Annotated in this window: 23 protein-coding genes; 15 read left to right on the top strand and 8 right to left on the bottom strand. The window is 62.8% G+C overall.

What is annotated here, in order from left to right; translation table 11 throughout:
• The 5 genes from BI343_RS08410 to BI343_RS08430 form a co-directional block, all read right to left on the bottom strand.
• The coding region (locus BI343_RS08410) for an efflux RND transporter permease subunit (protein WP_211269400.1) at positions 1–308 on the bottom strand (308 nt) is incomplete at its 3' end.
• 8 nt (positions 309–316) lie between these two features.
• Positions 317–1423: an efflux RND transporter periplasmic adaptor subunit gene (locus tag BI343_RS08415; RefSeq protein ID WP_071109370.1), complete on the bottom strand. Its 1107-nt coding sequence runs from the start codon at positions 1421–1423 to the stop codon at positions 317–319.
• 73 nt (positions 1424–1496) lie between these two features.
• Positions 1497–3011 (bottom strand): efflux transporter outer membrane subunit, encoded by a 1515-nt coding sequence (locus tag BI343_RS08420; protein ID WP_071109371.1) that lies wholly within the window; start codon positions 3009–3011, stop codon positions 1497–1499.
• Between the two features lie 210 nt (positions 3012–3221).
• Positions 3222–3986, bottom strand: coding sequence for a glycine betaine ABC transporter substrate-binding protein (locus BI343_RS08425; protein ID WP_071109372.1), 765 nt, complete (start codon positions 3984–3986; stop codon positions 3222–3224).
• A gap of 61 nt (positions 3987–4047) precedes the next feature.
• Positions 4048–5061: a zinc-binding alcohol dehydrogenase family protein gene (locus tag BI343_RS08430; protein WP_071109373.1), complete on the bottom strand. Its 1014-nt coding sequence runs from the start codon at positions 5059–5061 to the stop codon at positions 4048–4050.
• A gap of 109 nt (positions 5062–5170) precedes the next feature.
• Between BI343_RS08430 and BI343_RS08435 the strand changes: the two genes are divergently transcribed.
• The 10 genes from BI343_RS08435 to BI343_RS08480 all read left to right on the top strand — a co-directional run bounded on the left by BI343_RS08435 (position 5171) and on the right by BI343_RS08480 (position 14440).
• Positions 5171–6076 carry a LysR family transcriptional regulator gene (locus BI343_RS08435; protein WP_071109374.1) on the top strand — a complete coding sequence of 302 codons (906 nt, stop codon included), beginning with the start codon at positions 5171–5173 and terminating at the stop codon, positions 6074–6076.
• A 146-nt stretch (positions 6077–6222) separates the two neighbouring features.
• Entirely contained in the window at positions 6223–7587 is a 1365-nt protein-coding gene (pcnB, locus tag BI343_RS08440) for a polynucleotide adenylyltransferase PcnB (RefSeq protein WP_043629701.1), read from the top strand.
• Positions 7584–8072: a 2-amino-4-hydroxy-6-hydroxymethyldihydropteridine diphosphokinase gene (gene folK / locus BI343_RS08445; RefSeq protein ID WP_071109375.1), complete on the top strand. Its 489-nt coding sequence runs from the start codon at positions 7584–7586 to the stop codon at positions 8070–8072. Before pcnB ends, folK begins: the two co-directional genes overlap by 4 nt.
• Before the next feature lie 23 nt (positions 8073–8095).
• Positions 8096–8731, top strand: coding sequence for a deoxynucleoside kinase (locus BI343_RS08450; RefSeq protein WP_043629695.1), 636 nt, complete (start codon positions 8096–8098; stop codon positions 8729–8731).
• Positions 8732–8780: 49 nt separating this feature from the next.
• Entirely contained in the window at positions 8781–9569 is a 789-nt protein-coding gene (gene panB / locus BI343_RS08455) for a 3-methyl-2-oxobutanoate hydroxymethyltransferase (protein ID WP_071109376.1), read from the top strand.
• Positions 9570–9588: 19 nt separating this feature from the next.
• Positions 9589–10422 carry a pantoate--beta-alanine ligase gene (panC, locus tag BI343_RS08460; protein WP_043629690.1) on the top strand — a complete coding sequence of 278 codons (834 nt, stop codon included), beginning with the start codon at positions 9589–9591 and terminating at the stop codon, positions 10420–10422.
• A gap of 25 nt (positions 10423–10447) precedes the next feature.
• Positions 10448–10828 carry an aspartate 1-decarboxylase gene (panD, locus tag BI343_RS08465; RefSeq protein ID WP_071109377.1) on the top strand — a complete coding sequence of 127 codons (381 nt, stop codon included), beginning with the start codon at positions 10448–10450 and terminating at the stop codon, positions 10826–10828.
• A gap of 237 nt (positions 10829–11065) precedes the next feature.
• Positions 11066–13060: a bifunctional 2',3'-cyclic-nucleotide 2'-phosphodiesterase/3'-nucleotidase gene (locus BI343_RS08470; protein WP_071109378.1), complete on the top strand. Its 1995-nt coding sequence runs from the start codon at positions 11066–11068 to the stop codon at positions 13058–13060.
• A gap of 41 nt (positions 13061–13101) precedes the next feature.
• Positions 13102–13818, top strand: a complete 717-nt coding sequence (locus tag BI343_RS08475; RefSeq protein WP_071109379.1) for a tetratricopeptide repeat protein — start codon at positions 13102–13104, stop codon at positions 13816–13818.
• Positions 13819–14032: 214 nt separating this feature from the next.
• Complete coding sequence (locus BI343_RS08480; RefSeq protein WP_043621308.1) at positions 14033–14440, top strand: GFA family protein; 408 nt, start codon at positions 14033–14035, stop codon at positions 14438–14440.
• On the opposite strand, the gene rraA is transcribed toward BI343_RS08480, so the two are convergent.
• Complete coding sequence (rraA, locus tag BI343_RS08485; protein ID WP_071109380.1) at positions 14437–14922, bottom strand: ribonuclease E activity regulator RraA; 486 nt, start codon at positions 14920–14922, stop codon at positions 14437–14439. The genes BI343_RS08480 and rraA overlap by 4 nt on opposite strands.
• 100 nt (positions 14923–15022) lie before the next feature.
• Positions 15023–16321, bottom strand: a complete 1299-nt coding sequence (gene aceA / locus BI343_RS08490; RefSeq protein WP_043621300.1) for an isocitrate lyase — start codon at positions 16319–16321, stop codon at positions 15023–15025.
• 444 nt (positions 16322–16765) lie between these two features.
• Between aceA and grpE the strand changes: the two genes are divergently transcribed.
• The 3 genes from grpE (at position 16766) to dnaJ (ending at position 20607) form a co-directional block, all read left to right on the top strand.
• Positions 16766–17311: a nucleotide exchange factor GrpE gene (gene grpE / locus BI343_RS08495; protein ID WP_071109381.1), complete on the top strand. Its 546-nt coding sequence runs from the start codon at positions 16766–16768 to the stop codon at positions 17309–17311.
• Positions 17312–17432: 121 nt separating this feature from the next.
• Positions 17433–19358 (top strand): molecular chaperone DnaK, encoded by a 1926-nt coding sequence (dnaK, locus tag BI343_RS08500; RefSeq protein ID WP_071109382.1) that lies wholly within the window; start codon positions 17433–17435, stop codon positions 19356–19358.
• Positions 19359–19485: 127 nt separating this feature from the next.
• Entirely contained in the window at positions 19486–20607 is a 1122-nt protein-coding gene (gene dnaJ, locus BI343_RS08505) for a molecular chaperone DnaJ (RefSeq protein WP_043621291.1), read from the top strand.
• 123 nt (positions 20608–20730) lie between these two features.
• Here the strand turns inward: dnaJ and BI343_RS08510 are convergent, their stop codons facing one another.
• The gene (locus BI343_RS08510; RefSeq protein ID WP_071109383.1) at positions 20731–21801 is read right to left on the bottom strand and encodes a porin; all 1071 of its coding nucleotides are present in this window, start codon (positions 21799–21801) and stop codon (positions 20731–20733) included.
• 485 nt (positions 21802–22286) lie between these two features.
• Here BI343_RS08510 and hemB point away from each other — a divergent pair, with 485 nt between their 5' ends.
• Positions 22287–23291, top strand: coding sequence for a porphobilinogen synthase (gene hemB, locus BI343_RS08515; RefSeq protein WP_071109384.1), 1005 nt, complete (start codon positions 22287–22289; stop codon positions 23289–23291).
• 69 nt (positions 23292–23360) lie between these two features.
• Complete coding sequence (locus BI343_RS08520; protein ID WP_106076322.1) at positions 23361–23573, top strand: hypothetical protein; 213 nt, start codon at positions 23361–23363, stop codon at positions 23571–23573.
• Positions 23574–23582: the final 9 nt, after the last annotated feature.

Raw genomic sequence — 23582 nt, forward strand, 5'->3', positions numbered from 1 at the left:
CGGTTGGCGTCGTAGTTCAGCCGCAGCGTGGCAGTGATGGTGGATACCCCGCTGGAGCTGGTGGAAGAAAGGTAATCAATGCCCTGCGCCTGGGCGATGGCCGATTCCAGCGGCTGGGTAATGAAGCCCGCCACCGTCTTGGCATCCGCGCCGTAATAGGCGGTGGAGATGGTCACCACCGCGTTTTGCGTTTGCGGGTATTGGTTGATCGGCAGGCCGAACAGCGAGCGCAGGCCGAGCACCACGATCAGCAGGCTGACCGTGGTGGCCAGCACCGGCCGCTTGATGAAGATATCGGTAAAGTTCATGGCGAGCCTCAGTGTTCTTGCGGCGTCGGGTTCGGGCTGTTGGCCGGCTGCACCGAGTTGTTGACGGTGACCGGTGTGCCGGTCTTCAGCTTCAGCTGGCCGCTGGTGACCACTTCCTGGCCTTCCTTCAGACCGGCGGTGATCGCCACCTGATCGCCGCGGGTATCGCCGGTGGTGACGAAGGCTTGTTGGGCTTCTAGGCCGTTTTTGCCCTGTTTGACGATGAACACGGTAGAGCCGTACGGGTTATAGGTAATGGCGGTCTGCGGCAGCGTCAGGTGCTTTTGCTTGCTGCCCACTTCGATGGTGGTGTTGGCGAACATGCCAGGCAGCAGCTTGTGCTTGGGGTTGGCGATGGTGGCCTCGATCTGAACATTGCGCGTGGCGGGATCGATCTTTGGGTTGATGGCGTTGATCTTGCCATGGAAGACTTCATCGCCAAAGGCGTCGCTCTTGACCTTGACCGGCTGGCCCACGCGCACCTTGCCGATCTGGCGTTGCGGCAGGTTGAAGTCGACATACACCGGGTCGATGGTTTGCAGCGTGACGATCTTGTCGCCCGGATTCAGGTATTGCCCCGGATTGACGGTGGTGATGCCCAGGCGGCCGGAGAACGGCGCGCGTATGGTTTTCTTGGCCACCAGCGCGGCTTGTTGCGCCACCAGCGCGGTCTTGCTCTTCAAGTCGGCCATGTCGGCGTCCACTTGCGCCTGGCTGACGCCTTCGATCGCCAGCTGGGCGCGGTCGCGCTTCAGCGTGGTGGCGGCCAGTTCGGCGGCGGCCTGCAAGGAGCGCAGCTGCGCCTGGTCGGAGTCGGCGTTCAATTGCACCAGCACGTCGCCGGCCTTGACGTCCTGGCCGGACTTGAAGTGCAGGCTGCGCACCTGGCCGGCCACTTCGCTGCTGATGTCCACACCGTGCACGGCGGTGAGGGTGCCGACGGAGCTGAGCTGCGGCTGCCATTCCGCGGTCTTGGCTACGGTGGTGGATACCGTCTGCGGGCCCGGTTTGGGCGAGCTGGCGATCAGCTTCTGGATGTGCAGGAAAAAGCCCACGCCCAGCACCACAATCAGCAGCGCTACGCCGCCCAACATGATCAACATTCGCTTGGTCATGATTTGTCTTCTTCTTTCAATGGCGATTCGGATTCCGTGTTCCCGCGCCGCGGCGCGAGCCTTGTCTTGCTGCTCAGCCGCTTGCCTGCCCGGCGGCCGCCGGGTGGTTCCACCAGCCGCCGCCCAGCGCCAGGAACAGTGCGGCGGTGTCGGCGTAACGCGCCGCCTGGGCCTGGATCAGGCCGATGCGCGCCTGCTGATAGCTGCGTTGCGCATCCAGCAGCGCCAGGTAGCTGATGCCGCCTAGCTTGTATTGCCGGGTGTTCACCTCCAGCGATTCGCGCGCCTTGGCTTCGGCGTCGGTCTGCGCTTTCAGCGCCAGCGCGTCGGCATCGATGGCGCGCAGGCTGTCGGCCACATTCTGGAAGGCCTTCAGGACCGTGGCGCGGTATTGCGCCTCGGCCTGCTGGTAGGCCGCCTCGGCGGCGCGGCGCTTGGCGCTGAGCGCGCCGCCGTTGAACAGCGGCTGGGTCAGGCCGGCGGTGACGCCCCACAGCGTGTTGCCGATGTCCATGGCAGGCAGCACCGTGTGCTGGGTGCCGTAATTGCCGCTCAGGGTGATCTGCGGATACTGGTTGGCTGTGGCGACGCCGACTTGCGCGGAGGCCTGATGCAGCAGGGCTTCGCTGGCGCGGATGTCCGGCCGCTGGCGCGCCAATTCGGACGGCAGGGAAACGGGCAGCTCGGTCGGCAGGCGCAGCGTGTCGAGATGGAACTCGGGCAGGCCGCCCTCGCCGGGGAAGCGTCCGGCCAGCACGGCCAACTGGTGGCGGGTTTGCGCCAGCGCCTTTTCCAGCGGCGGCAATTGGGCGCGGGTTTGCGCCACCAGCGTGCCCTGGGTCAGCGCCGCCGCGCGCGGATGCGCGCCCAGCTCGACTTGTTTCTCGGCAATGCGCAGCTGCGTCTCCTGGGCCTTCAGCAACTCGCGGGTGGCTTCCAGTTGGCCGCGCAGCGCCGCTTCCTGCACCGCGGTGGTGACCACGTTGCCGATCAGCGTCTGATAGGCCGCCTCGGTCTGGAAGCGCTGGTAGTCCGCGGCCGCCATCAGGCTTTCCAGCTGTCGGCGTTCGCCGCCGAACAGGTCCAGGGTGTAGGACACGCCTATGGTGCCGCTGTAGACGTTGAATTCGTTGGGCGTCGATCCGCTGAGGATGGCGCGCTGGCGGCCGCCGCCCAGCTGCGCGTTGACGCTCGGATAGTAGGTGGCACCGGCCGCGGCGTTGTAGTTTTCCTGCGCCTGGCGCAGCGCGGCCTGGGCGGCGTCCAGCGTCGGATTGTGCTCCAGCGCGGCGCGGATCAGTTGGTCCAGCGGTTCGGAGCGGAACAGCTTCCACCACTCGGCCGGCAGGTCCTGCCCGTTCACCAGGCGTTGGCCGACGCCGGCTGGGCCGACGTGGTCGCCATGGGCGTTGACGGTTTCGGTTGGCAGGGCGGTTTCGGTATACGGCGCGTCTGCGGCCTTGGGCAGGACGGGCGTCTTGAAATCGGGCCCGACAGCGCAGCCCGCCAGGGCCAGCGCCACGGCCAGCCCGACGACGGCTTGCCGCAGCGGCGGACGGTAGCGGTTTGGATGCGGTTTGGAATGCACGGCATGCTCCTGGATGTGCGGAAAGCCGACTCGCCGGGCGTGCCCGGCGTCGGCTTCCTGAATGTCTTCCCCTGCGGCGGTGCGCGGGGCGGGTCAGGGGATGAAGTTGCTATGCTCTATGGATTTGCGCCGCATGTCTACTGGGTTGAGGGTAGGGGTATGGAAATGTCGTTTTGTTGAATGTTGCGGTTGCGGCGGGGGGAGATGGCGTCAGGCCGGCAGCCTGCTGGCCGCGGCCAGCGGGTCAAGGCCCTGGCGCGCGACCAGGTGATCCAGATAGGTCAGGGCTTGATTGCCCAGCCGCAGGCCGCGCAGCTCGGCCGCGGCGGCCTGCGGCAGCCTGGCCAGCGCATCCTTGCGTATCAACAGCGTGGCTTCATCGCGGCCGCGCAGCAGGCCTTCCGGGTCGGCCAGTTCGCGGATGCGGTGGGACCAATGCAGAAACTGCGGCTGCCACAGCGGCACCACGGTCCAGTCGCGGCGGGCGACCGCCTGTTCGAAGGCGGCGACGCAGTCGTCCAGGTTGCCGTGCCGGAAGGTGTAACCGGCCTGTTCCAGCCTGTAGCGCGCCATGATCTCCAGCGAGAAGCGGCTGATGCCGGCGCCGGGATTGATGCCCTGGATGATCTTGACCATGCGCGCCGCGACTTCGGTTTTTCGCAGGTCCGCCAGCGTGGAGACGGCCTCAGGCGGCACGTAGTCTGGCACGCCCCACAGGGCGTAGGGGGTGTACAGCACGGTCAGTTTTTCCACTTCATGCTCGATGGGCGCCAGGTAGGCGCCGTGGCTGCCGGGCAGCCAGGCGCTGCAAAGCAGGTCGCCCTGGCCGCTGGCCAACAGCTCGAAGGCGCGTTCGTGCGGCACGCGCCATTCGCTGACGCTGACGCCGTGTTTTTGCAAGACGGCGGCCACCACGCCGGCGCTGGCTGCGTGGAAGGATAGGTCTATGGTGATCAGGGTTAGATGGGTTCGCATGTTCGCTTTCTGCTCGATGAAAAGGCCGCGCCGGGCGGCCGATGACGTCGATGCGATGGGGCTAGAAACCCGACAGCACGATCTTGCCCTTGGCGGTGTTGCTTTCCAGCAGGGCGTGGGCGCGTTTCAGGTTGGCGGCATTGATGGCGCCGAAGCGTTCGGCCACCGTGCTTTTCACGATGCCGGCGTCCACCAGGCGGGCCAGTTCGGTCAGCAGCGTGTGCTGGGCGATTTGGTCGTCGGTGGCGAACATCGAGCGGGTGTACATGAACTCCCAGTGCAGCGAGAGGCTCTTCGCCTTTAGCGCGCGGACGTCCAGCGCGACGGGATCGTCGATCAGCGCGAGCTTGCCCTGCGGCGCCAGCGATTCGACGATCTCGGCGAAGTGCTGCTCGGTCTGGTTCAGGCTGGCCACGTAATCGACGTGCTCGATGCCGATGCGCTTCAGTTCCTGGCTCAGCGGCTGGCGGTGGTCGATGACATGGTGGGCGCCCAGCTCCTTGACCCAGGCCTTGGTTTCCGGGCGCGAGGCGGTGCCGATCACGGTGAGGCCGGTCAGTTGGCGCGCCAGTTGGACCAGGATGGAGCCGACGCCGCCGGCGGCGCCGACGATCAGCAGCTTCTTGCCGGCCGGTTGGCCATTGGCCAGCACTTGCAGACGGTCGAACAGCAGCTCCCAGGCGGTGATGGCGGTCAGCGGCAGGGCGGCGGCGGTTTCGAAGTCCAGGCTGTCCGGCATCTTGCCGACGATGCGCTCGTCCACCGCGTGCAGCTCGCTGTTGGCGCCGGGGCGCTGCAAGGCGCCGGCGTACCAGACGCGGTCGCCCGGCTGGAACAGGCTGACCTTGCTGCCGACGGCGCGTACCACGCCGGCGGCGTCCCAGCCCAGCACGCGGGGCTGGCCGGCTGCCGGCGCCATATTGGCGCGGACTTTCACATCCACCGGGTTGACCGAGATGGCCTTCACTTCGACCAGCAGGTCGTGTTCGCCGATGATGGGCTCGGGCAGTTCGACGTCCAGCAAGGCTTCGGTGTGGTCGATCGGCAGGTTCTGGTAATAGGCGATGGCTTTCATGGCATTTCCTTTGTTGCGGTGACGAGAATCAGTGACCGCATGGTATTGCTATTTGATTTGGGGAAAATCCAGCTATTATGGGAATCAGTTTCAAAATAAAATTGATAAAATGATCCGATTGGACGATTTGCAGGTTTTCATCCGCGCGGCGGATCTTGGCAGCTTGTCGGCGGCGGCGCGCCAGCTGGACCTGAGCCCGGCCGTGGCCAGCGCCGCGCTGAAACGGCTGGAGGCGGAAGTCGGGGCGCAACTGTTGGCCCGCTCCACCCGCAGCCTGAGGCTGACGCTGGCCGGCGAGCGTTATCTGATTCACGCCCGCGCCGCGCTGGATGCGGTGCAGGCGGGCAGCCTGGCATTGGCGCAGGACAGGCAGGCGCTGGCCGGCAGCCTGTCCCTGTCCATGCCGTCCGACCTGGGGCGCAATCTGCTGAGGCCGTGGCTGGATGATTTTCTGGCGCGGCATCCGGGCCTCAGCCTGCAGCTGCGCGTCAGCGACCGGGTGGCGGATCTGTACCGCCAGCCAGTGGATGTGGCGGTGCGTTACGGCGTGCCGGATGACTCCAGCCTGGTGGCCCTGCCGCTGGCGCCGGACAACCGCCGCGTGTTGTGCGCGTCGCCGGACTACCTGGCCCGGCACGGCGCGCCGCATGCGCCGCAGGATTTGCGCGGACACCATTGTCTGCGCCTGGTGCTGGGCGAGGCGGTGCACGAGCGCTGGAGTTTCGAGCGCGATGGCGAGCGGCAGATGGTGGCGGTGAGCGGACGTTGGATGAGCGACGACGGCGAGATCGTGCGGCGCTGGGCGGCGGCGGGGCGCGGCATCGCTTACAAGTCCAGATTGGACGTGCTGGCGGACTTGCGTTCGGGCGCTTTGCAGGCCTTGTTGCCGGATTGTCTCACGGAGCCGGCGCCGCTGTATCTGGTGACGCCGCACCGCTTGATGCTGTCGCCGGCGGTGGTGGCGCTGCGCGAGCATTTGCAAACTTGCCTGGCCGGCTATCTGGCTGAACCATAATGAAAAGACCGCCGGGACAGCCGGTTCCGGAACAAGTTGCGCGAGGGGGCGGGGGCGATGTGTATTTTCCGTAAAGATTCGGGCTATAATCGCGGCCTTGAATCCTAATTCTTGCGAATCCAGCATTCCAAGTCACAATCTTCCACATGATCCGCAAGCTAATCCGAAAAGTTCTGGAATTGCCGGCCGGCATGGCCAAGCGCCGCGGCAAGCTCCGCGTCTATCCGCTGCCGCAGCACGGCATCCGCCGCGACCAGTTGAGTTCCGCCGCCCTGCGCGTGACCAGCCGCCTGCAAGAGGCGGGCTACTCCGCCTACGTGGTGGGCGGCGCGGTGCGCGACCTGATGCTGGGCGTGTCGCCCAAGGATTTCGACGTGGCGACCAACGCCACGCCGGAGCAGGTGCATCACCTGTTCCGCCGCTCACGCATCATCGGCCGCCGCTTCCGCATCGTCCATGTGATGATGGGGCCGGAAACCATAGAGGTGACCACCTTCCGCGGCGGCAGCGTCGACGATACCAATGAAACCGGCCGCATCATGGCCGACAACAGTTTCGGCAGCCAGGAAGAAGACGCGCACCGCCGCGACTTCACCGTCAACGCGCTGTTCTATGATCCGTCCGACGAAACCGTCATCGACTACCACCACGGCGTCAAGGATCTGCACGCCAAGAAACTGGTCATGATAGGCCAGCCGGCGCGCCGCTATCAGGAAGATCCTGTGCGCATGCTGCGCGCGGTGCGCCTGGCAGCCAAGCTGGGTTTCGAGATCGACGACGCCACCAAGAAGCCCATCCGCGCCCACGCCCATCTGCTGAAGAAGGAGCCGCCGGCCCGACTGTTCGACGAACTGCTGAAGTTGCTGATGTCCGGCCATGCCTATGCCTGCCTGAAGAAGCTGCGCGAGGAAGGCCTGGCGCGCGGCGTGTTCCCTCTGCTGGACGCGGTGATGGACGACAAGGCCGGCGACGATCCTTTCCTGCGCCTGAGCCTGGACAGCACCGATGCGCGGTTGCGCGCCGACAAACCCATCTCCGTCGGCTTCCTGCTGGCCACCTTGCTGTGGCGCCAGGTGAACCAGGGCTGGCAAAAGCGCATCGCGGCGGGCGAGAAGAGCTTGCCGGCGCTGATGTCCGCCATCGCCGACATCGAGGCGGAACAGGACAACGACTTTGCCATCCCGCGCCGTTTCAGCGTCACCATGCGCGAAATCTGGACCTTGCAGGCGCGCTTCGACAACCGCACCGGCAGCCGGCCTTATCGCTTCCTGGAGCAGCCGCGCTTCCGCGCCGCCTATGACTTCCTTGCACTGCGCAGCGAAGCCGGAGAAGTGCCGCGCGAGCTAGTGGAATGGTGGGAACGCTTCCAGCGCGCCGACGGCGCAGAGTGCGAGCGTCTGATCGCCGAGGCCAAGGAAAGCGGCGGCGAAGAGCCGGCCAAGAAGCGCCGCCGCCGCCGCAGCGGCGGCCGCCGGCGCAGCGAGGGCGCCAGCGAGGGGGGAGCAGAGTGACGCTGGCCTATGTCGCTCTGGGCAGCAACCTGGAGCAGCCGGACCAGCAGGTGAGGGCCGCGCTCGCGGCCCTCGGCCATTTGCCCGGCAGCGCCTTGTTGCGCCACTCTTCGCTGTACCGCACCGCGCCGGTCGGCTATGCGGACCAACCCGATTTCATCAATGCCGTGGCGGCGCTGGATACCCAGCTGTCGCCGGCTGATTTGCTGGAGGCGCTGTTCGCCATCGAACAGCGCTTCGGCCGCCAGCGCAGTTTTCGCAATGCGCCCAGGGTGCTGGACCTTGACCTGCTGTACTACGATGGCGTGGTTTCCTCCGATGCAAGCCTGACGCTGCCGCATCCTCGCATGCGCGACCGCGCCTTCGTGATGGTGCCGCTGGCCGAGATCGCATCCGGCGAGATTCTGTCCGGCGTGGGCGATGTTTCCGCCCTGGCCGCCGCCTTGAGCGGCCAGGGCATTGAAAAGCTGGACGAGGCTGGCTGAACCCGCTCAAGAACAGGAAAAACATGAGTCAACTGCGATATGTGGTGGTGGAGGGGCCGATAGGCTCCGGCAAGTCCTCGCTGGCCAAGCGGCTGTCCGCCTACTGGGGCGTGCAGCTGAAGGCGGAAGATCCTGCCGCCAATCCGTTTTTGCCGCGCTTTTACCGCAATATGCCGGCCCATGCGCTGTCCACCCAGCTGAGCTTCCTGACGCAGCGCGCCGACATCGCGCGCGACATGCTGCAAGGCGACTTGATGGCCGCGCCGCTGGTGTCGGACTTCCTGTTCGAAAAAGACGATCTGTTCGCGCGGATGAACCTGGACGAACATGAGCTGGCGCTGTATCGCCGCCTGGCCAGGCTGGCGCTGCCGGAATATCCGGTGCCGGATCTGGTGATTTATCTGCAGGCGTCCGAGGAGACGCTGCTGCAGCGCGTGGCGGCGCGCGCCATCGACTACGAGGTGAACTTCCCCGAGGGCTACCTCAAGCGCGTCCACGCCGGTTATAACGAATTTTTCCATCAGTACGAGGCCGCGCCGCTGCTGATCGTCAACACCGATCATCTGAATCTGGTGGACGGCGACGAGGACTTCGAGTTATTGATCCGCTGCATTGCGGAAATGCGCGGCCAGCGCAGTTATTTCAACAAGAGCGTCTGACCGGGTTCGTCCCGCGCGGCGCCGCGATGGAACACGAGGAAGTCGAGAAATGAAAATAACCGTCAATACCTTGCACAAGCTGGCGGCTGAAGGCCAGAAAATCACCATGCTGACCTGCTACGACGCCAGCTTCGCCAGCCTGCTGGACGAGGCCGGCGTGGAAATTCTGCTGGTTGGCGATTCGCTCGGCCCGGTGATGCAGGGCATCGATTCCACGCTGCCGGTCAGCGAGGACGAGATGGCCTATCACATCCGCTGCGTGGCGCGCGGCGCCAAGAATGCGCTGATCCTGGGCGACATGACTTTCGGCGCCTATCAGCAAAGTCCGCAGCAAGCCTTCGCCCACGCGGCGCGCCTGCTGCAGGCCGGCGCGCATATGGTGAAGCTGGAAGGCGGCGCCTATATGGTCGAAACCACCCGCTTCCTGGTGGAGCGCGGCGTGCCGGTGTGCTCCCACATCGGCCTGACCCCGCAGTTCGTCAACGCCTTCGGCGGCTACCGAGTGCAGGGCCGAGGCGATGATGGCCAGCGTGTCCTCAATGACGCCAAGGCGCTGGCCGAGGCCGGCGCCAGCCTGATCGTGATGGAGTGCGTGCCGGCCGCGCTGGCCAAGGAAATCACCGAATCCGTCAATGTGCCGACCATAGGCATCGGCGCCGGCGTGGATACTTCCGGCCAGGTGCTGGTGCTGCATGACATGCTGGGCGTGTATCCGGGCAAGAAGGCGAAGTTCGTCAAGAACTTCATGGAAGAGGCGGGCAGCATCCAGGGCGCTGTCCAAGCCTATATCAAGGCGGTGAAGGACAAGACCTTCCCGTCCGCTGAGCATACCTACTGAGCCCGGGAGACAATAAGCGATGGAAATCATCCGTAGCGTGGCCGACATGCGCGCCTGGCGCAAACAGGCCGGCAAGCTGGCCTTTGTGCCCACCATGGGCAATCTGCACGAAGGGCATTTGAAACTGGTCAAGGCCGCGCGCGAGCAAGCCGACAAAGTCGTGGTCAGCATCTTCGTCAACCGGCTGCAGTTCGGCCAGGGCGAGGATTTCGACGCGTATCCGCGCACCTTTGAATCCGATTGCGAGAAACTGCGCGCCGCCGGCGTGGACGCGCTGTTCTTCCCGGACGAGCGCGAACTGTATCCGCGCGTCAAGCAGGATTTCAACGTGGAGCCGCCGCATATCCAGAACGAGCTGTGCGGCGCTTTCCGCCCGGGGCACTTCCGCGGCGTGGCCACGGTGGTGACCAAGCTGTTCAATATCGTGCAGCCGGACGTTGCCTGTTTCGGCAAGAAGGACTACCAGCAGCTGCATGTGATCCAGGCCATGGTGGACGATCTGAACTCGCCGATCGCCATCGTGCCGGTCGATACCGGCCGCGCCGACGACGGCCTGGCCTTGTCCTCGCGCAACGGCTATCTGTCCGCCGAGGAGCGCGCCGAAGCGCCGCGCCTGTATCGCAATCTGTGCGCCATCCGCGACGGACTGCTGGCCGGCAGCCATGACTACGCCGCGCTGGAAAAGACTGCCCGCGACGATCTGAGCGCCGCCGGCTGGGTAGTGGATTATGTGGAAGTGCGCCAGGCCGACACGCTGGAAATCGCCCATGCCGGCGAGAAGCGCCTGGTGGTGTTGGCCGCCGCGCGCCTGGGCAAGACCCGTCTGATCGACAATATCGAAGTGTTCCGCTGAATCCGGAACAAGAAGGAAAGCTGTCATGCAACGCAATATGCTCAAGTCCAAGCTTCATCGGGTGACCACCACGCATGCCGAGCTGCATTACATCGGCTCCTGCGCCATCGACGAGAATCTGCTGGAAGCGGCGGACATTCTCGAATACGAAGAAGTGCAGATCTGGAACGTCACCAACGGCGAGCGTTTCGCCACCTACGCGATCAAGGCGGAGCGCGGCTCCGGCGTGATCTCGGTCAATGGCTCGGCCGCTCGCCGCGCCGCGCCGGGCGATCTGCTGATCATCGCCTCCTTCGCGCAATACGAAGACGCCGAGCTGAAAAACCATTCGCCTAAGCTGGTGTTTGTCGACGGCAATAACCAGCTTACTGAAATTAAAGGCGCGACGCCGACGCAGCCGGCTTAAATACGCAGCCGTTTATATCGAATACATGCCGCCCAATGGGCGGCATTTTTTTTGATATAGCTTCGCCGATCACGGGAATCGGCAGTAATTGTCAGTCAATCGCACAGTGCGATTTGGTATTTTTCACGATTTAACCTTTTGGTAATGCAAAATTCATTTTGTATTATATTTCAAACGCTTGAACGAGAATAAAATGCCGACGGCGCTTTATGCCGCATAATAAAGAAAGGCACTGTGATGACGATGAAGCATCTTGCGCTGTCAGCAATTGCGCTGACAGTATTGGCTGGCTGTTCCAGCACGCCCAACAATCAGCCGGCAGAGGGCAGCAAGGTCGATGTGACTTTGCTGGAAACGACTGATATTCATCAGAATTTGCTCAGCTATGATTATTACAAGCTGGCCGCGAATCCCTCATTTGGCCTGGAGCGCGCGGCCACGCTGATTCAACAGGCACGTGCCCAATATCCAAATAACCTGCTGCTGGACGACGGCGATTTGATTCAAGGAACCGCGTTGGGCGATTATCAGGCAGTGGTCAATCCGGTGAAGTGCGCCAGCACGCTGGCCGTGCATAAGGTGATGAATTACCTGAAGTACGATGCCGGCACCATCGGCAACCATGAATTCAATTACGGCCTGCCATTTTTGTCGCAGGTGACGAATACCGATTTTCGCATGGCGGATATCGGCAAGCCTGCCGGATGCGGCGCGCCGTCCTATCCGCAAGTGCTGGCGAATGTGAATAATCTGGCCGACGGCAAGCCGATCTTCCAGCCCTATACGCTGTTGAAACGAACCTTCACCGGCACGGCGCCGGATGGCTCCAGCATCCAGGTGCCGTTGAATATCGGCGTGATCGGCTTCACCCCGCCCACCATCATGGATTGGGACAAGAAGAACCTGCAGGGCAAGGTCATTACCGCTGGCCTGCTGGAAACCGCCAATACCTACATCCCGAAAATGCGCCAGCAAGGGGCCGATCTGGTGGTGGCGCTGTCGCACGGCGGCCTAGACCCGTCCAGCTACAGCCCGACCATGGAAAACGGCAGCTGGCACTTGACCAAGACCGGCATCGACGCGCTGCTGATCGGCCACTCGCACGACATCTTCCCCAATCCCGGTTCCGCCAGCTCGCAGTTCAACAATATGCAGGGCGTGGACAATACCAAGGGTCTGGTCAACGGCGTGCCCACCGTGATGGGCGGCAACTGGGGCAATCGCTTGGGCCTGATCCACCTGACGCTGAAGTTCACCGGCGGCAAATGGGTGGTGCAGAACGACAAGAGCGCGGTGGAAACCCGTTCGATCAAGAATGCCGATGGAACATATGTGCCGGCCGATCCGAATGTGGGACAACTGGTCGCCGCCGAGCATCAAGGCACCATCAACTACGTTAAGACGCCGGTCGGCAGCACCGATTTCGAAATGAATACCTACTTCGCCTTGCTGGGGGATGTCAGCGCGATCCAAGTCGTCAACATGGCGCAGCAGGATTATGTGTCTAAGTACATCAAGGCCAACCTGCCGCAACACGCCTCGCTGCCGGTGTTGTCGGTATCGGCGCCGTTCAAGGCCGGACGCAACGGCTCCAGCGATTTCACCGATGTGAAGCAGGGATCGATCGCCATCAATAACGCGGCCGACCTGTATCTGTACCCGAACACGGTGCAAGCGGTGAAAGTGACTGGCGCAGACCTGAAAAACTGGCTGGAGCGATCGGCGCAGATGTTCAACACTATCGACCCGACGGCGGCGGCCACGCAGGACCTGATCAACCCCAACTTCCAGGTGTTCAATTTTGACGTCATGTACGGCGTGCAGTATCAGATCGACGTGACCAAGCCGGTGGGCAGCCGCATCGTCGGGCTGAGCTATAACGGCGCGCCGGTCGATCCTGCCCAGCAGTTCGTGGTGGCCACCAACAATTACCGCGCCAGCGGCGGCGGCAATTTCCCCGGCATTGACGGCACCAAGACCATCATCCAGTCCCCGGACGCCAACCGCGATGTGTTGATCGCCTACATCAAGGCCAACGGCAATTTGACGCGCACCCAGTATGGCTCGACGCAGCCGTGGAGCTTCGTCAAGGTCAGCACGGCGGCGCCGGTGCGTTTCAGGAGCATCGCGGGCCAATTGCCGCTGGCGCAATTGGCCGGTCTGAAAGGCTTGAGCGGCGGAAGCGACAACGGCGACGGCACCGGCGATTATCTGCTGGACCTGAGCAAGTAAGGCACGGAGAGGGGGCGGCTTGCGCCGTCCCCGTCACGCATATGCAGAAGATAATATGGATCGCGGCGGCGGCGTTCTGCCTAGCGCTGTGCGGGTGCGCGGGACGCCCTAGCCAGGCGGAGCTGGACGCGGCCAAGCAGCAGGCGATATACGCCAGCGACGGCGCCGCCTGGGCTCGGCTCAATCATTGGGCAAACCAGCATGACCCGGCTGCGGCGCGCAGCCTGGCCGAGGCGTACGCAGCGAGCGGCACGCCGCAAGCCTGGTCTCAGGCCGCGCCGTGGTTTCAGCGCGCCGCGGAGTGGGGCGACGGCTTGGCTGCGTTCCGGCTGGCTAAATTGTACGCCAAAGGCTTGGGCGTGAAACCTAGCCGCGCCCAGTCCAATCACTGGCTGCACGTCGCGGCGGAAAGACAGCAGGCGGACGCCGCCTGCGTCCTGGGACTGCGCGCCAAGGATGCGGGCGACGTGATGGCGGCGAAGCAATGGTTCGAGCAGGCCGCCGCCCACGGCAGCGCCGAGGCGATGTTCCAGCTGGGCATCGCCTATCAGGAAGGGATAGGCGTCCCGGCCGACGCCAAGCGGGCGCTAGACTGGTACGAGCGCTCCGCCAAGCTGGAAATGCCCGCCGCGCTGCAAACCCTGGCCATGGCCTATCAGGCTGGCGATCTGGGTTTGCCGCGCGACGAAATCAAGGCTTCGGAGATGTTCAACCTGGCCGCGCATGCCATTCATGACTTTGAGTCGGAGGTTTTTTGACGAAAATGTGACGCGTCCAGGCTGCAATGCGCCGTCCCGGCAGCTGGACGGCGCAATTTTTTTGCACTTGCAGCATGGCTGCGGCATAGTGAAAGCGTAAGGTTCTCTTATCGATCCTTTTCTGCCGGCGCCGGCTGGAGAGGCCGATAGGCTCTAGGCCGGCCGCTGGCCGGCGCAATCGCAACGAATGAGCGCGGGAAGAGGGGGGGGCGACATGGTGGTGGGATTGACCGGAGGCTGTTTATGCGGTGCGGTCAGATACCGATTACGCGGCATGCCCTACCATGTGACGCATTGCCATTGCCGCAGCTGCCGCCGCGCCAGCGGCGCGGCTTTTGTCACCTGGTTCACGGTGCGGGTGCACGAACTGGAGTGGCGCGGCGAAAAGCCGGTGCAATACCACTCTTCCGCGGCAGTGTCGCGCGGCTTTTGCCCGCACTGCGGCTCCACGCTGACTTATTTTCACGAGTCCGATCCGGAGGAGATCGACGTCACCGCTGCGTCGCTGGACAGCCCGGAGGCCTTGGTGCCGGAGCACCATACCTGGTGGGAGCAAAGGGTGGAGTGGGGCACCGCCAGCGCGCAGAGCGCCTTGCCCGTGCATCAGCGCAGCGGCGGCTAGCCTGTAGCCAGTTCCCGCGCGCTGACGATCACGCCGTCCTCGTCGGCGTACAGCCAGTCGCCTGGATGTAGTTCGCAGCCTGCCACGCGTATTGGCAGATCCTTCTGGCCGCTGCTTAGCTTCACCGATTTGCGCGGGTGCGTCGCCAGCGCTTTCACCCCCAGCGGCAACTTGCCTAGCGCCGCGCTGTCGCGGACGCAGCCGTCTATCACCAGTCCGGCCCAGCCATTTTTCACCGCCAGCTCCCCCAACTGGTCGCCCAGCAGCGCGCAGCGGCGCGAGCCGCCCCCGTCCACCACCAGCACTTTGCCGCGCCCATCTTCGCCCAGCGTGGCGCGCACTAGGCTGTTGTCCTCGAACAGCTTCAAAGTGACGATCCGGCCGTGGAAACGGGCATGGCCGCCGTATGACTGGAAAATCGGGTCCAAAACACGAACTTCATTTTCGAAAGCGTCGCAAAGATCGGTGGTGGCGAAATCCATAGGCTGCTCCAGGTCAATGACGCGAAAATGCCGCCCGGCCGAGTGGCGGGGCGGCACTGCCCGCAGGGTATGCGGGCGTTTGCTTGCCGCTTGTGACGGCTTAGTGGAACTGCTCTTCTTCGGTGGAGCCGGTCAGCGCGGTGACGCTGGAGGCACCGCCCTGGATGACGGTGGTCACGTCGTCGAAGTAGCCGGTGCCCACTTCCTGCTGGTGGGATACGAAGGTGTAGCCGCGGTCGCGCGCGGCGAATTCCGGCTCCTGCACTTTCTCCACGTAGGCGGACATGCCGCGCGCCACGTAGTCCTGCGCCAGGTCGTACATGTTGAACCACATGCTGTGGATGCCGGCCAGGGTGATGAACTGGTACTTGTAGCCCATGGCGCCCAGCTCGCGCTGGAACTTGGCGATGGTGGCGTCGTCCAGGTTCTTCTTCCAGTTGAACGACGGCGAGCAGTTGTAGGCCAGCAGTTTGCCCGGATGCTTGGCATGGACCGCTTCCGCGAACTTGCGGGCGAACTCCAGGTCCGGGGTGCCGGTTTCGCACCATACCAGGTCGGCGTAGTCGGCATAGGCCACGGCGCGGCTGATGGCTTGCTCCAAGCCTTTTTTGGTCTTGTAGAAGCCTTCGGCGGTGCGCTCGCCGGTCAGGAACGGCTCGTCGTTGGGATCGACGTCGCTGGTCAAGAGGTCGGCCGCCTCTGCGTCGGTGCGGGCGATCACCAGGGTGGGCACGCCGTAGACGTCGGCCGCCAGGCGGGCGGCGATCAGCTTCTGGATCGCTTCCTGCGTCGGCACCAGCACCTTGCCGCCCATGTGGCCGCATTTCTTCACCGAGGCCAGCTGGTCCTCGAAGTGCACGCCGGCGGCGCCGGCGCGGATCATGGACTTCATCAGCTCATAGGCGTTCAGGACGCCGCCGAAGCCGGCTTCCGCATCGGCGACGATGGGCGCGAAGTAGTCGACATAGCCCTTGTCGCCTTTTTCCAGGCCCTTGGCATGCTGGATTTCGTCGGCGCGGGTGAAGGCGTTGTTGATGCGTTCCACCACCTTGGGCACGGAATCCACCGGATACAGCGACTGGTCCGGATACATGGCCGAGTATTCGTTGTTGTCGGCGGCGACTTGCCAGCCGGACAGATAGATGGCTTTGACGCCGGCCTTCACCTGCTGCATCGCCTGGCCGCCGGTCAGCGCGCCCAGACAGTTGATGTAAGGCTCGGTGTTGACCAGTTTCCACAGCTTTTCCGCGCCGTGGCGGGCCAGCGTGTGTTCCACGTGCAGCGAGCCGCGCAGGCGTTCGACGTCGGCGGCGGTATAGCCACGCTTGATGCCCTTCCAGCGCGGGTTTTCGTCCCAGTCTTTTTGGATGGCTGCAATGCGTTGTTCGCGAGTCGTCATGTTAGAACCCTTCTCGATACGTTTCTCTGCTCGCCGGGCGGACCCGGCATCCTCAAATAGCGTTTAAGCGCATCCGGTGTTCCGGATTTTTGTCAAACCAGGCCGGATCGGCATGATTTTCTGGTCCGCGTGCATCGGCGATTTTGCGCCGTCCGCAACGGTTTCTTCCTTGGTGTGGGGCCATTATAAGCACAAAAAAAATCTCTTGTGTGCGGTGCAGCACAGATAAAATTCTTGTGTTTTCATAAGCTAACAAGCCATTCACAAAAACGAATCTTCATCGGCCAGAAATGTTGCCAATGCGAAAAATCGGCGGTTGAAATTTGCGTATCTTCGTTTTCCATCTTCGCGATCAGATGCGTCGGCTAGGGCTTGAAATCGCTGCAAAAGGCCCTACCTTTGGTCTGGACATCAATTTAGCCGGTGCAATTCCAAGGAAACGTCATGCAAGAAAATCAGAATCCGGCGGCAGAAGCCGTAGAAAACGAAGTGACCGATGCTGCGCATGAGGCGCATACCGAGCTGGAGCAGACCCCCGAGCAGCATATCGCCGGGCTGGAAGCCGAAATCGCCGAGCTGAACGACACCCTGCTGCGCGCCCGCGCCGAGCTGGAAAACCAGCGCCGCCGCGCCCAGGACGAAGTGGCGGCCGCGCACAAATACGCCATTGGCAAATTCGCGGCAGAGTTGGTGACGGTGAAAGACTATCTGGAAATGGCGCTGCTGGACCAGAGCGGGCAGATCGACACCTTGAAGATGGGCGTGGACATGACGCTGAAGCAGCTGGTGTCCGCCTTCGACAAGGCCCAGATCAAGGACATCGCGCCCAAGGTGGGCGACAAGCTGGACCCGCACCAGCATCAGGCCATGAGCGCGGAAGAGTCCGACGCCGAACCGAACACTGTGCTGCGCGTGATGCAGAAGGGCTATCTGCTGGCTGACCGCGTGCTGCGTCCGGCCATGGTGGTGGTGGCCAAGGCCAAAGCATAAAAAAGGCGCATGCCGGCCTCTTGAAAAGATCGGCATAGCCAATATTTATTGAGACAACAGGTTCCGGCTATCGCGAGTGACGCAGCCGAAGCCGAAACGGATCGAAGAAAGGAATTGAATCATGGGTAAAATCATCGGTATCGACCTGGGCACCACCAACTCCTGCGTAGCAGTGATCGAGGGCGGCAACCCGAAGGTGATCGAGAACGCCGAAGGCAACCGCACCACCCCGTCCATCATCGCCTACGTCGAAGACGGCGAGATCCTGGTGGGCGCGCCGGCCAAGCGCCAGGCGGTCACCAATCCGAAGAACACCATCTACGCCGCCAAGCGTCTGATCGGCCGCCGCTTCGAAGACAAGGAAGTGCAGAAAGACATCGACCTGATGCCTTTCGAAATCATGAAGGCCAAGAACGGCGACGCCTGGGTCAAGGTGCGCGACCAGGAACTGGCGCCGCCGCAAATCTCCGCCGAAGTGCTGCGCAAGATGAAGAAGGCCGCTGAAGACTACCTGGGCGAGGAAGTGACCGAAGCCGTGATCACCGTGCCGGCCTACTTCAACGACAGCCAGCGCCAGGCCACCAAGGACGCCGGCCGCATCGCCGGCCTGGAAGTCAAGCGCATCATCAACGAGCCGACCGCGGCCGCGCTGGCCTTCGGCCTGGCCAAACAGGAAGGCGACCGCAAGATCGCGGTGTACGACCTGGGCGGCGGCACCTTCGACGTGTCCATCATTGAAATCGCCGACGTGGACGGCGAGCACCAGTTCGAAGTGCTGTCGACCAACGGCGACACCTTCCTGGGCGGCGAAGACTTCGACCAGCGCCTGATCGACTACATCGTGACCGAGTTCAAGAAGGAACAAGGCGTCGACCTGAAGCAGGACGTGATGGCGCTGCAACGTCTGAAGGAAGCCGCTGAAAAGGCCAAGATCGAGCTGTCCAGCGCCACCCAGACCGAAGTGAACCTGCCGTACATCACCATGGACGCCACCGGTCCGAAGCACTTGGCCATGAAGATCACCCGCGCCAAGTTCGAAAGCCTGGTTGACGACCTGATCACCCGCTCCATCGAGCCGTGCCGCGTGGCCCTGAAGGACGCCGGCGTGTCGCTGTCCGACATCACCGACGTGATCCTGGTCGGCGGCCAGACCCGCATGCCGAAGGTGCAGGATGCGGTGAAGGAGTTCTTCGGCAAGGAGCCGCGCAAGGACGTGAACCCGGACGAAGCCGTGGCGGTGGGCGCAGCCATTCAGGGTTCCGTGCTGTCCGGCGACCGCAAGGACGTGCTGCTGCTGGACGTGACCCCGCTGTCGCTGGGCATTGAAACCTTGGGCGGCGTGATGACCAAGCTGATCCAGAAGAACACCACGATTCCGACCAAGGCGTCGCAAGTGTTCTCCACCGCCGACGACAATCAAACCGCGGTGACCATCCACGTGCTGCAGGGCGAGCGCGAGAAGGCCGCCGCCAACAAGTCGCTGGGCCAGTTCAATCTGGGCGACATCCCGCCGGCGCCGCGCGGCATCCCGCAGATCGAGGTGGAGTTCAACATCGACGCCAACGGCATTCTGCACGTGTCCGCCAAGGACAAGGCCACCGGCAAGCAGGCCAACATCACCATCCAGGCGTCTTCCGGCCTGTCCGAGGCCGAGATCGAGCGCATGGTGAAGGACGCCGAGGCCAACGCCGAGGAAGACAAGAAGCTGCATGAGCTGGTGACCGCGCGCAACCACGCCGAAGGCCTGATCCACAGCATCAAGAAATCGCTGGGCGAGCACGGCGACAAGATCGGCGCCGATGAAAAGGCCAAGATCGAGTCCGCGCTGAAGGAAGCCGAGGAAGTGGTGAAGGGCGACGACAAGGACGCCATCGAAGCCAAGTCCGAAGAACTGGCCAAGGCCAGCCAGAAGCTGGGCGAGATCATGTACGCCCAGGCTCAGGCCGAAGCCGGCGCCCAAGGCGGCGCCGAGCAGGCCGAAGCCGGCAAGAAGGACGACGGCAATGTGGTCGACGCCGAGTTCGAAGAAGTGAAAGACAAGAAGTAATCGTCGAATCACGCTGATCGAGGCACAGGGAATGGGGGAGGCATCTCCACCGGCCTCTGTGCCTTTGCCGTATCGAGACGACAGGGTTTGGCCGCGCATGGCCGGGCCGACCAGAGAGTGAAAGACAATGTCGAAAAAAGATTATTACGATGTGCTGGGGGTCAACCGCGATGCGTCGGAAGACGACATCAAGAAGGCATATCGCAAGCTGGCGATGAAGTACCACCCGGACCGCAATCCGGACAGCAAAGAGGCCGAGGACAAGTTCAAGGAGGTCAAGGAGGCCTACGAGATCCTGTCCGATAGCCAGAAGCGCGGCGCCTATGACCAGTTCGGCCACGCCGGCGTCGATCCGCAAGCCGGCATGGGCGGCGGAGGCGGCGGGTTTGGCGGCTTCGGCGATTTCGCCGACATCTTCAGCGACATCTTCGGCGGCGGCCAGCGCGGCGGCGGGCGTTCCAACGTCTACCGCGGCGCCGACCTGCGCTACAACATGGAGATCACGCTGGAAGAGGCGGCGCGCGGCTGCGAGAAGCAGATCCGCATCCCGTCGCACGAGTCCTGCGCCACCTGCAACGGCACCGGCGCCAAGCCGGGAACGCAGCCCAAGACCTGCTCCACTTGCGGGGGGCATGGCCAGGTGCGGATGAGCCAGGGCTTCTTCTCCATCCAGCAGACCTGCCCGACCTGCCACGGCAGCGGCAAGCAGATCACTGATCCGTGCACCAGCTGCCACGGCGCCGGCCAGAAGAAGACCACCAAGACGCTGAACGTGAAGATTCCGGCCGGGGTGGACGAGGGCGACCGCATCCGCCTGGGCGGCGAGGGCGAACCGGGCCAGAATGGCGGCCCGGCGGGCGATCTGTATGTGGTGACCCACATCAAGCAGCACGCGGTATTCCAACGCGACGGCATGGATCTGCACTGCGAAATGCCGATCTCCTTCGCCACCGCGGCGCTGGGCGGCGAAGTGGAGATTCCGACGCTGGACGGCATGGCCAAGGTCAAGATCGCCGCGGAAACCCAGAGCGGCCGCGTCTACCGCCTGCGCGGCAAGGGCGTGAAAGCCGTGCGCGGCACCGAGTACGGCGATCTGCATTGCCATGTGATCGTGGAGACGCCGGTCAAGCTGACCGAGCGGCAGAAGGAGTTGCTGCGCGAGTTCGAGGCGATCAGCCAGGGCGATGTGGCCACCCACAATCCGCGCTCCAAGTCCTTCATGGACAAGCTGCGCGATTTCTTCGAATAAGCGCCGCGCGGCTAAAGCCAAAGCCAGCCCACTATGGGCTGGCTTTTTTTAATGATATGGCGCCAAGCAAAACAGCCACCCTGAGGTGGCTGTCTGCACATTCTAAAACCGGGATGACTTCGCTTAGAAGTTGTGCTTCATCATGGCCCAGGCCAGCGTGGACTTCTCTTGACCCAATTTGTTTACGGTCTGCGCATCCTTATTGTCCTTGCGTTCGCCGTAACCGACTTGCACCAGGGTGTTCTTGCTCAAGGTGTAATCCACCGCGGCGGCCCACTGGCTGGCGCCCAGGCTGTAGCGCGTGCCGTCTATCTTGGCGTCGCCGCGCTTGGAGTACACGATGGACGGCTTGAAGTTGCCGATGGTGTAGGCGGCGTTCAGGGCCCAGGTGGTATTTTCTACTTTATTGCCTCCCGCTACGGGAGCTGGAGTGAGGCCGAGTGTGCTAGCGTCGCCATAGGTGGTCAGCCACTGGTAGCTGGCGGCCAAGTACAGGTTGTTGGCGCTGTAGCCGCCTTCCAGGCGGTTGGTGGCGCTGTTGCTGCCGCCCTTGGTGTTCAGCACCCCTGCGTAAGCCCAGGCGCCGAAGAAGCCGGAATTCTGGTAAGCCAGGCGCAGGCCATACTGTTCGCCCTGCTTCATCTGGCCGGCGGCCTGGTTTTCGCCTGCGCCGTACTGCAGCGTGGCGTTGAAGCCGTTCCAGGTCGGGGAGTCGTAACGGATGCTGTTCTTGAAGCGGGCGTCGCCGTAGGAGAACAGATCGGTGGCTTCGTACAGCGGGAAGTTGGTGCCCATGCTGTCGCGGCGCGGGCCGTACAGGTTGTCGGTGGCTTCCGAGTCGGCCAGCACGTCGCTCAGGTAGCCGACTCGCAACTTGCCGTAAGCGCCATCAAGGCCGACATAGCTTTCGCGGTTGGCGAAAGTGCCGGAGGCGGTGCCCTTCCCAGCCATGCCGTCCATGGCGAAACCGGTTTCCACCTGCCAGATGGTCTTCAGGCCGTTGCCCAGGTCCTCGCTGCCCTTGAAGCCGATGCGGCTGCCAAAGTCATCCACGCCGAAGGTGGAATTGTAGTTGTTGGTGCTGTTCTTGGTGACGGAAACGCCGGCGCGCAGCGATCCGTACAGGTTGACGTCAGCTTGCGCGAGTGCAGGGATGGCTGCGGCAATGGCCGCAAAGATAATAGTTTTCTTCATGTTTCTCTAAAGCCCTTTGTTGTCATCAGCCGTGTCGGCCGTTTGTCGGCGATGTGGTTTTTATTCCGCCGTCGTTGGGAGGGCCAGTTTTAACTGTGTCTAAATTGTTGTCAAGAAATACAAATTAACAGCCGATGGCGTTGCGCAATTTATGCAATTGAAATTTTACGTGTTGGTATCGATTCATTTTGGAATCTTATGTAAATCATTGGCTTAATAATGGTATTTTTCCTTTTTTGTAGTCTTTTATCATATTTATGAAATATGAGTGAAAATTCATTTCAATATTCATTGAAAGCAGCTGTGACATTTTTTCCAATGCCCTGGCCGCAGGCTTTGAAGTTCATACGTTTTCCTGGGGTTGCAGAATAGGGTGATGAGTAAAACTCAATTCTTGCGCCAAGTCGGCTCATGTCTTAGCCATGCTGTCTGCGAGTGGGGAATGGGCGTACAATTGCCGTTGTCTTTTTGGGGGTATTGTCGACATGATTTTTGCTAATCGTTATTTTCCCGCCACCCGCATGCGCCGCATGCGCAAGGATGAATTCAGCCGCCGCCTGATGCGAGAGAACGTGCTGACCGCCAACGATCTGATCTACCCGGTGTTCGTGATGGAAGGCAGCAACCTGGTGGTGGACGTGCCGTCCATGCCGGGCGCGCCGCGGCTGACGCTGGACAAGCTGTTGTTTGTGGCGGAAGAGGCGCTGGAGCTGGGCATTCCGATGCTGTCCTTGTTCCCTGTTATCACCGGCTCCAAGGACAATGAGGGCAGCGAGGCCTATAACCCGGAAGGCCTGGTGCCGCGCGTGGTGCGCGAGTTGAAGAAACGCTTCCCGGAGCTGGGGGTGATGACCGACGGCGCCTTGGACCCGTACACCATTCATGGCCAGGACGGCGTGATCGACGCCAACGGCTATGTGCTGAACGATGAGACTACGGAAATCCTGGTCAAGCAGGGCCTGTGCCATGCCGAGGCCGGCGTCGATGTGTTCGGCCCGTCTGACATGATGGACGGCCGCATCGGCGCCATCCGCGAGGCTTTCGAGGAAGAAGGCTATATCCACACCAAGATACTGGCCTATTCCGCTAAGTATTCGTCCGGCTTCTACGGCCCGTTCCGCGACGCGCTGGGCTCGTCGGCCAATCTGGGCAAGGCCGACAAGAACAGTTACCAGATGGACCCGGCCAATATCGAAGAGGCCATCCAGGAAGTGGCGCAGGACTTGGAAGAGGGCGCCGACATGGTCATGATCAAGCCGGGCATGCCGTATCTCGATGTGATCCGCCGCGTCAAGGACACTTTCCGCGTGCCCACCTTCGCTTATCAGGTGTCGGGTGAATACGCCATGCTGAAGGCGGCGTTCCAGAACGGCTGGCTGAACGAGGAAAAGTGCATGATGGAAAGCCTGCTGGCGTTCAAGCGCGCCGGCGCCGATGGCATTCTGACCTATTTCGCGATGGATGCCGCGCGCCTGCTGCGACAGCGCTAAAATGAAACGATGAGCCGCGCCCCCTGCCCGGAATGGGGCTGGGGGCGTTTTTTTTTGAGGGAGGGCATCATGGACCTGCTGCATTCCACCTGGTTCTGGGTTGTGATCATCGCCGCGCCGGCCATCACGGTGGTTGGCGTGCTGGCCAGGTTGGCCAAGCGCGAACCGCCGATCCAGCTGCCGCCCGGCGTGGCGCCGCTGGCTTGGGATGATGAAGAAGATGCGCCGGCTGGCGAAGCGGAAAAGTTGCGGGAAGGTGACAGAGTCCCGCCAAAACACTGATAACTGTCA

This window comes from Chromobacterium amazonense (assembly GCF_001855565.1).
In the GTDB taxonomy this organism is placed as follows: domain Bacteria; phylum Pseudomonadota; class Gammaproteobacteria; order Burkholderiales; family Chromobacteriaceae; genus Chromobacterium; species Chromobacterium amazonense.

What these genes read in the sequence shown, in the direction of transcription:
- BI343_RS08415 (WP_071109370.1), bottom strand. Translation starts at nt 1,423, where the DNA reads ATGACCAAGCGAATGTTGATCATGTTGGGCGGCGTAGCGCTGCTGATT.
- BI343_RS08425 (WP_071109372.1), bottom strand. Translation starts at nt 3,986, where the DNA reads ATGCGAACCCATCTAACCCTGATCACCATAGACCTATCCTTCCACGCA.
- BI343_RS08430 (WP_071109373.1), bottom strand. Translation starts at nt 5,061, where the DNA reads ATGAAAGCCATCGCCTATTACCAGAACCTGCCGATCGACCACACCGAA.
- BI343_RS08435 (WP_071109374.1), top strand. Translation starts at nt 5,171, where the DNA reads ATGATCCGATTGGACGATTTGCAGGTTTTCATCCGCGCGGCGGATCTT.
- pcnB (WP_043629701.1), top strand. Translation starts at nt 6,223, where the DNA reads ATGATCCGCAAGCTAATCCGAAAAGTTCTGGAATTGCCGGCCGGCATG.
- BI343_RS08450 (WP_043629695.1), top strand. Translation starts at nt 8,096, where the DNA reads ATGAGTCAACTGCGATATGTGGTGGTGGAGGGGCCGATAGGCTCCGGC.
- panB (WP_071109376.1), top strand. Translation starts at nt 8,781, where the DNA reads ATGAAAATAACCGTCAATACCTTGCACAAGCTGGCGGCTGAAGGCCAG.
- panC (WP_043629690.1), top strand. Translation starts at nt 9,589, where the DNA reads ATGGAAATCATCCGTAGCGTGGCCGACATGCGCGCCTGGCGCAAACAG.
- panD (WP_071109377.1), top strand. Translation starts at nt 10,448, where the DNA reads ATGCAACGCAATATGCTCAAGTCCAAGCTTCATCGGGTGACCACCACG.
- BI343_RS08470 (WP_071109378.1), top strand. Translation starts at nt 11,066, where the DNA reads ATGACGATGAAGCATCTTGCGCTGTCAGCAATTGCGCTGACAGTATTG.
- BI343_RS08475 (WP_071109379.1), top strand. Translation starts at nt 13,102, where the DNA reads ATGCAGAAGATAATATGGATCGCGGCGGCGGCGTTCTGCCTAGCGCTG.
- BI343_RS08480 (WP_043621308.1), top strand. Translation starts at nt 14,033, where the DNA reads ATGGTGGTGGGATTGACCGGAGGCTGTTTATGCGGTGCGGTCAGATAC.
- rraA (WP_071109380.1), bottom strand. Translation starts at nt 14,922, where the DNA reads ATGGATTTCGCCACCACCGATCTTTGCGACGCTTTCGAAAATGAAGTT.
- aceA (WP_043621300.1), bottom strand. Translation starts at nt 16,321, where the DNA reads ATGACGACTCGCGAACAACGCATTGCAGCCATCCAAAAAGACTGGGAC.
- grpE (WP_071109381.1), top strand. Translation starts at nt 16,766, where the DNA reads ATGCAAGAAAATCAGAATCCGGCGGCAGAAGCCGTAGAAAACGAAGTG.
- dnaK (WP_071109382.1), top strand. Translation starts at nt 17,433, where the DNA reads ATGGGTAAAATCATCGGTATCGACCTGGGCACCACCAACTCCTGCGTA.
- dnaJ (WP_043621291.1), top strand. Translation starts at nt 19,486, where the DNA reads ATGTCGAAAAAAGATTATTACGATGTGCTGGGGGTCAACCGCGATGCG.
- BI343_RS08510 (WP_071109383.1), bottom strand. Translation starts at nt 21,801, where the DNA reads ATGAAGAAAACTATTATCTTTGCGGCCATTGCCGCAGCCATCCCTGCA.
- hemB (WP_071109384.1), top strand. Translation starts at nt 22,287, where the DNA reads ATGATTTTTGCTAATCGTTATTTTCCCGCCACCCGCATGCGCCGCATG.
- BI343_RS08520 (WP_106076322.1), top strand. Translation starts at nt 23,361, where the DNA reads ATGGACCTGCTGCATTCCACCTGGTTCTGGGTTGTGATCATCGCCGCG.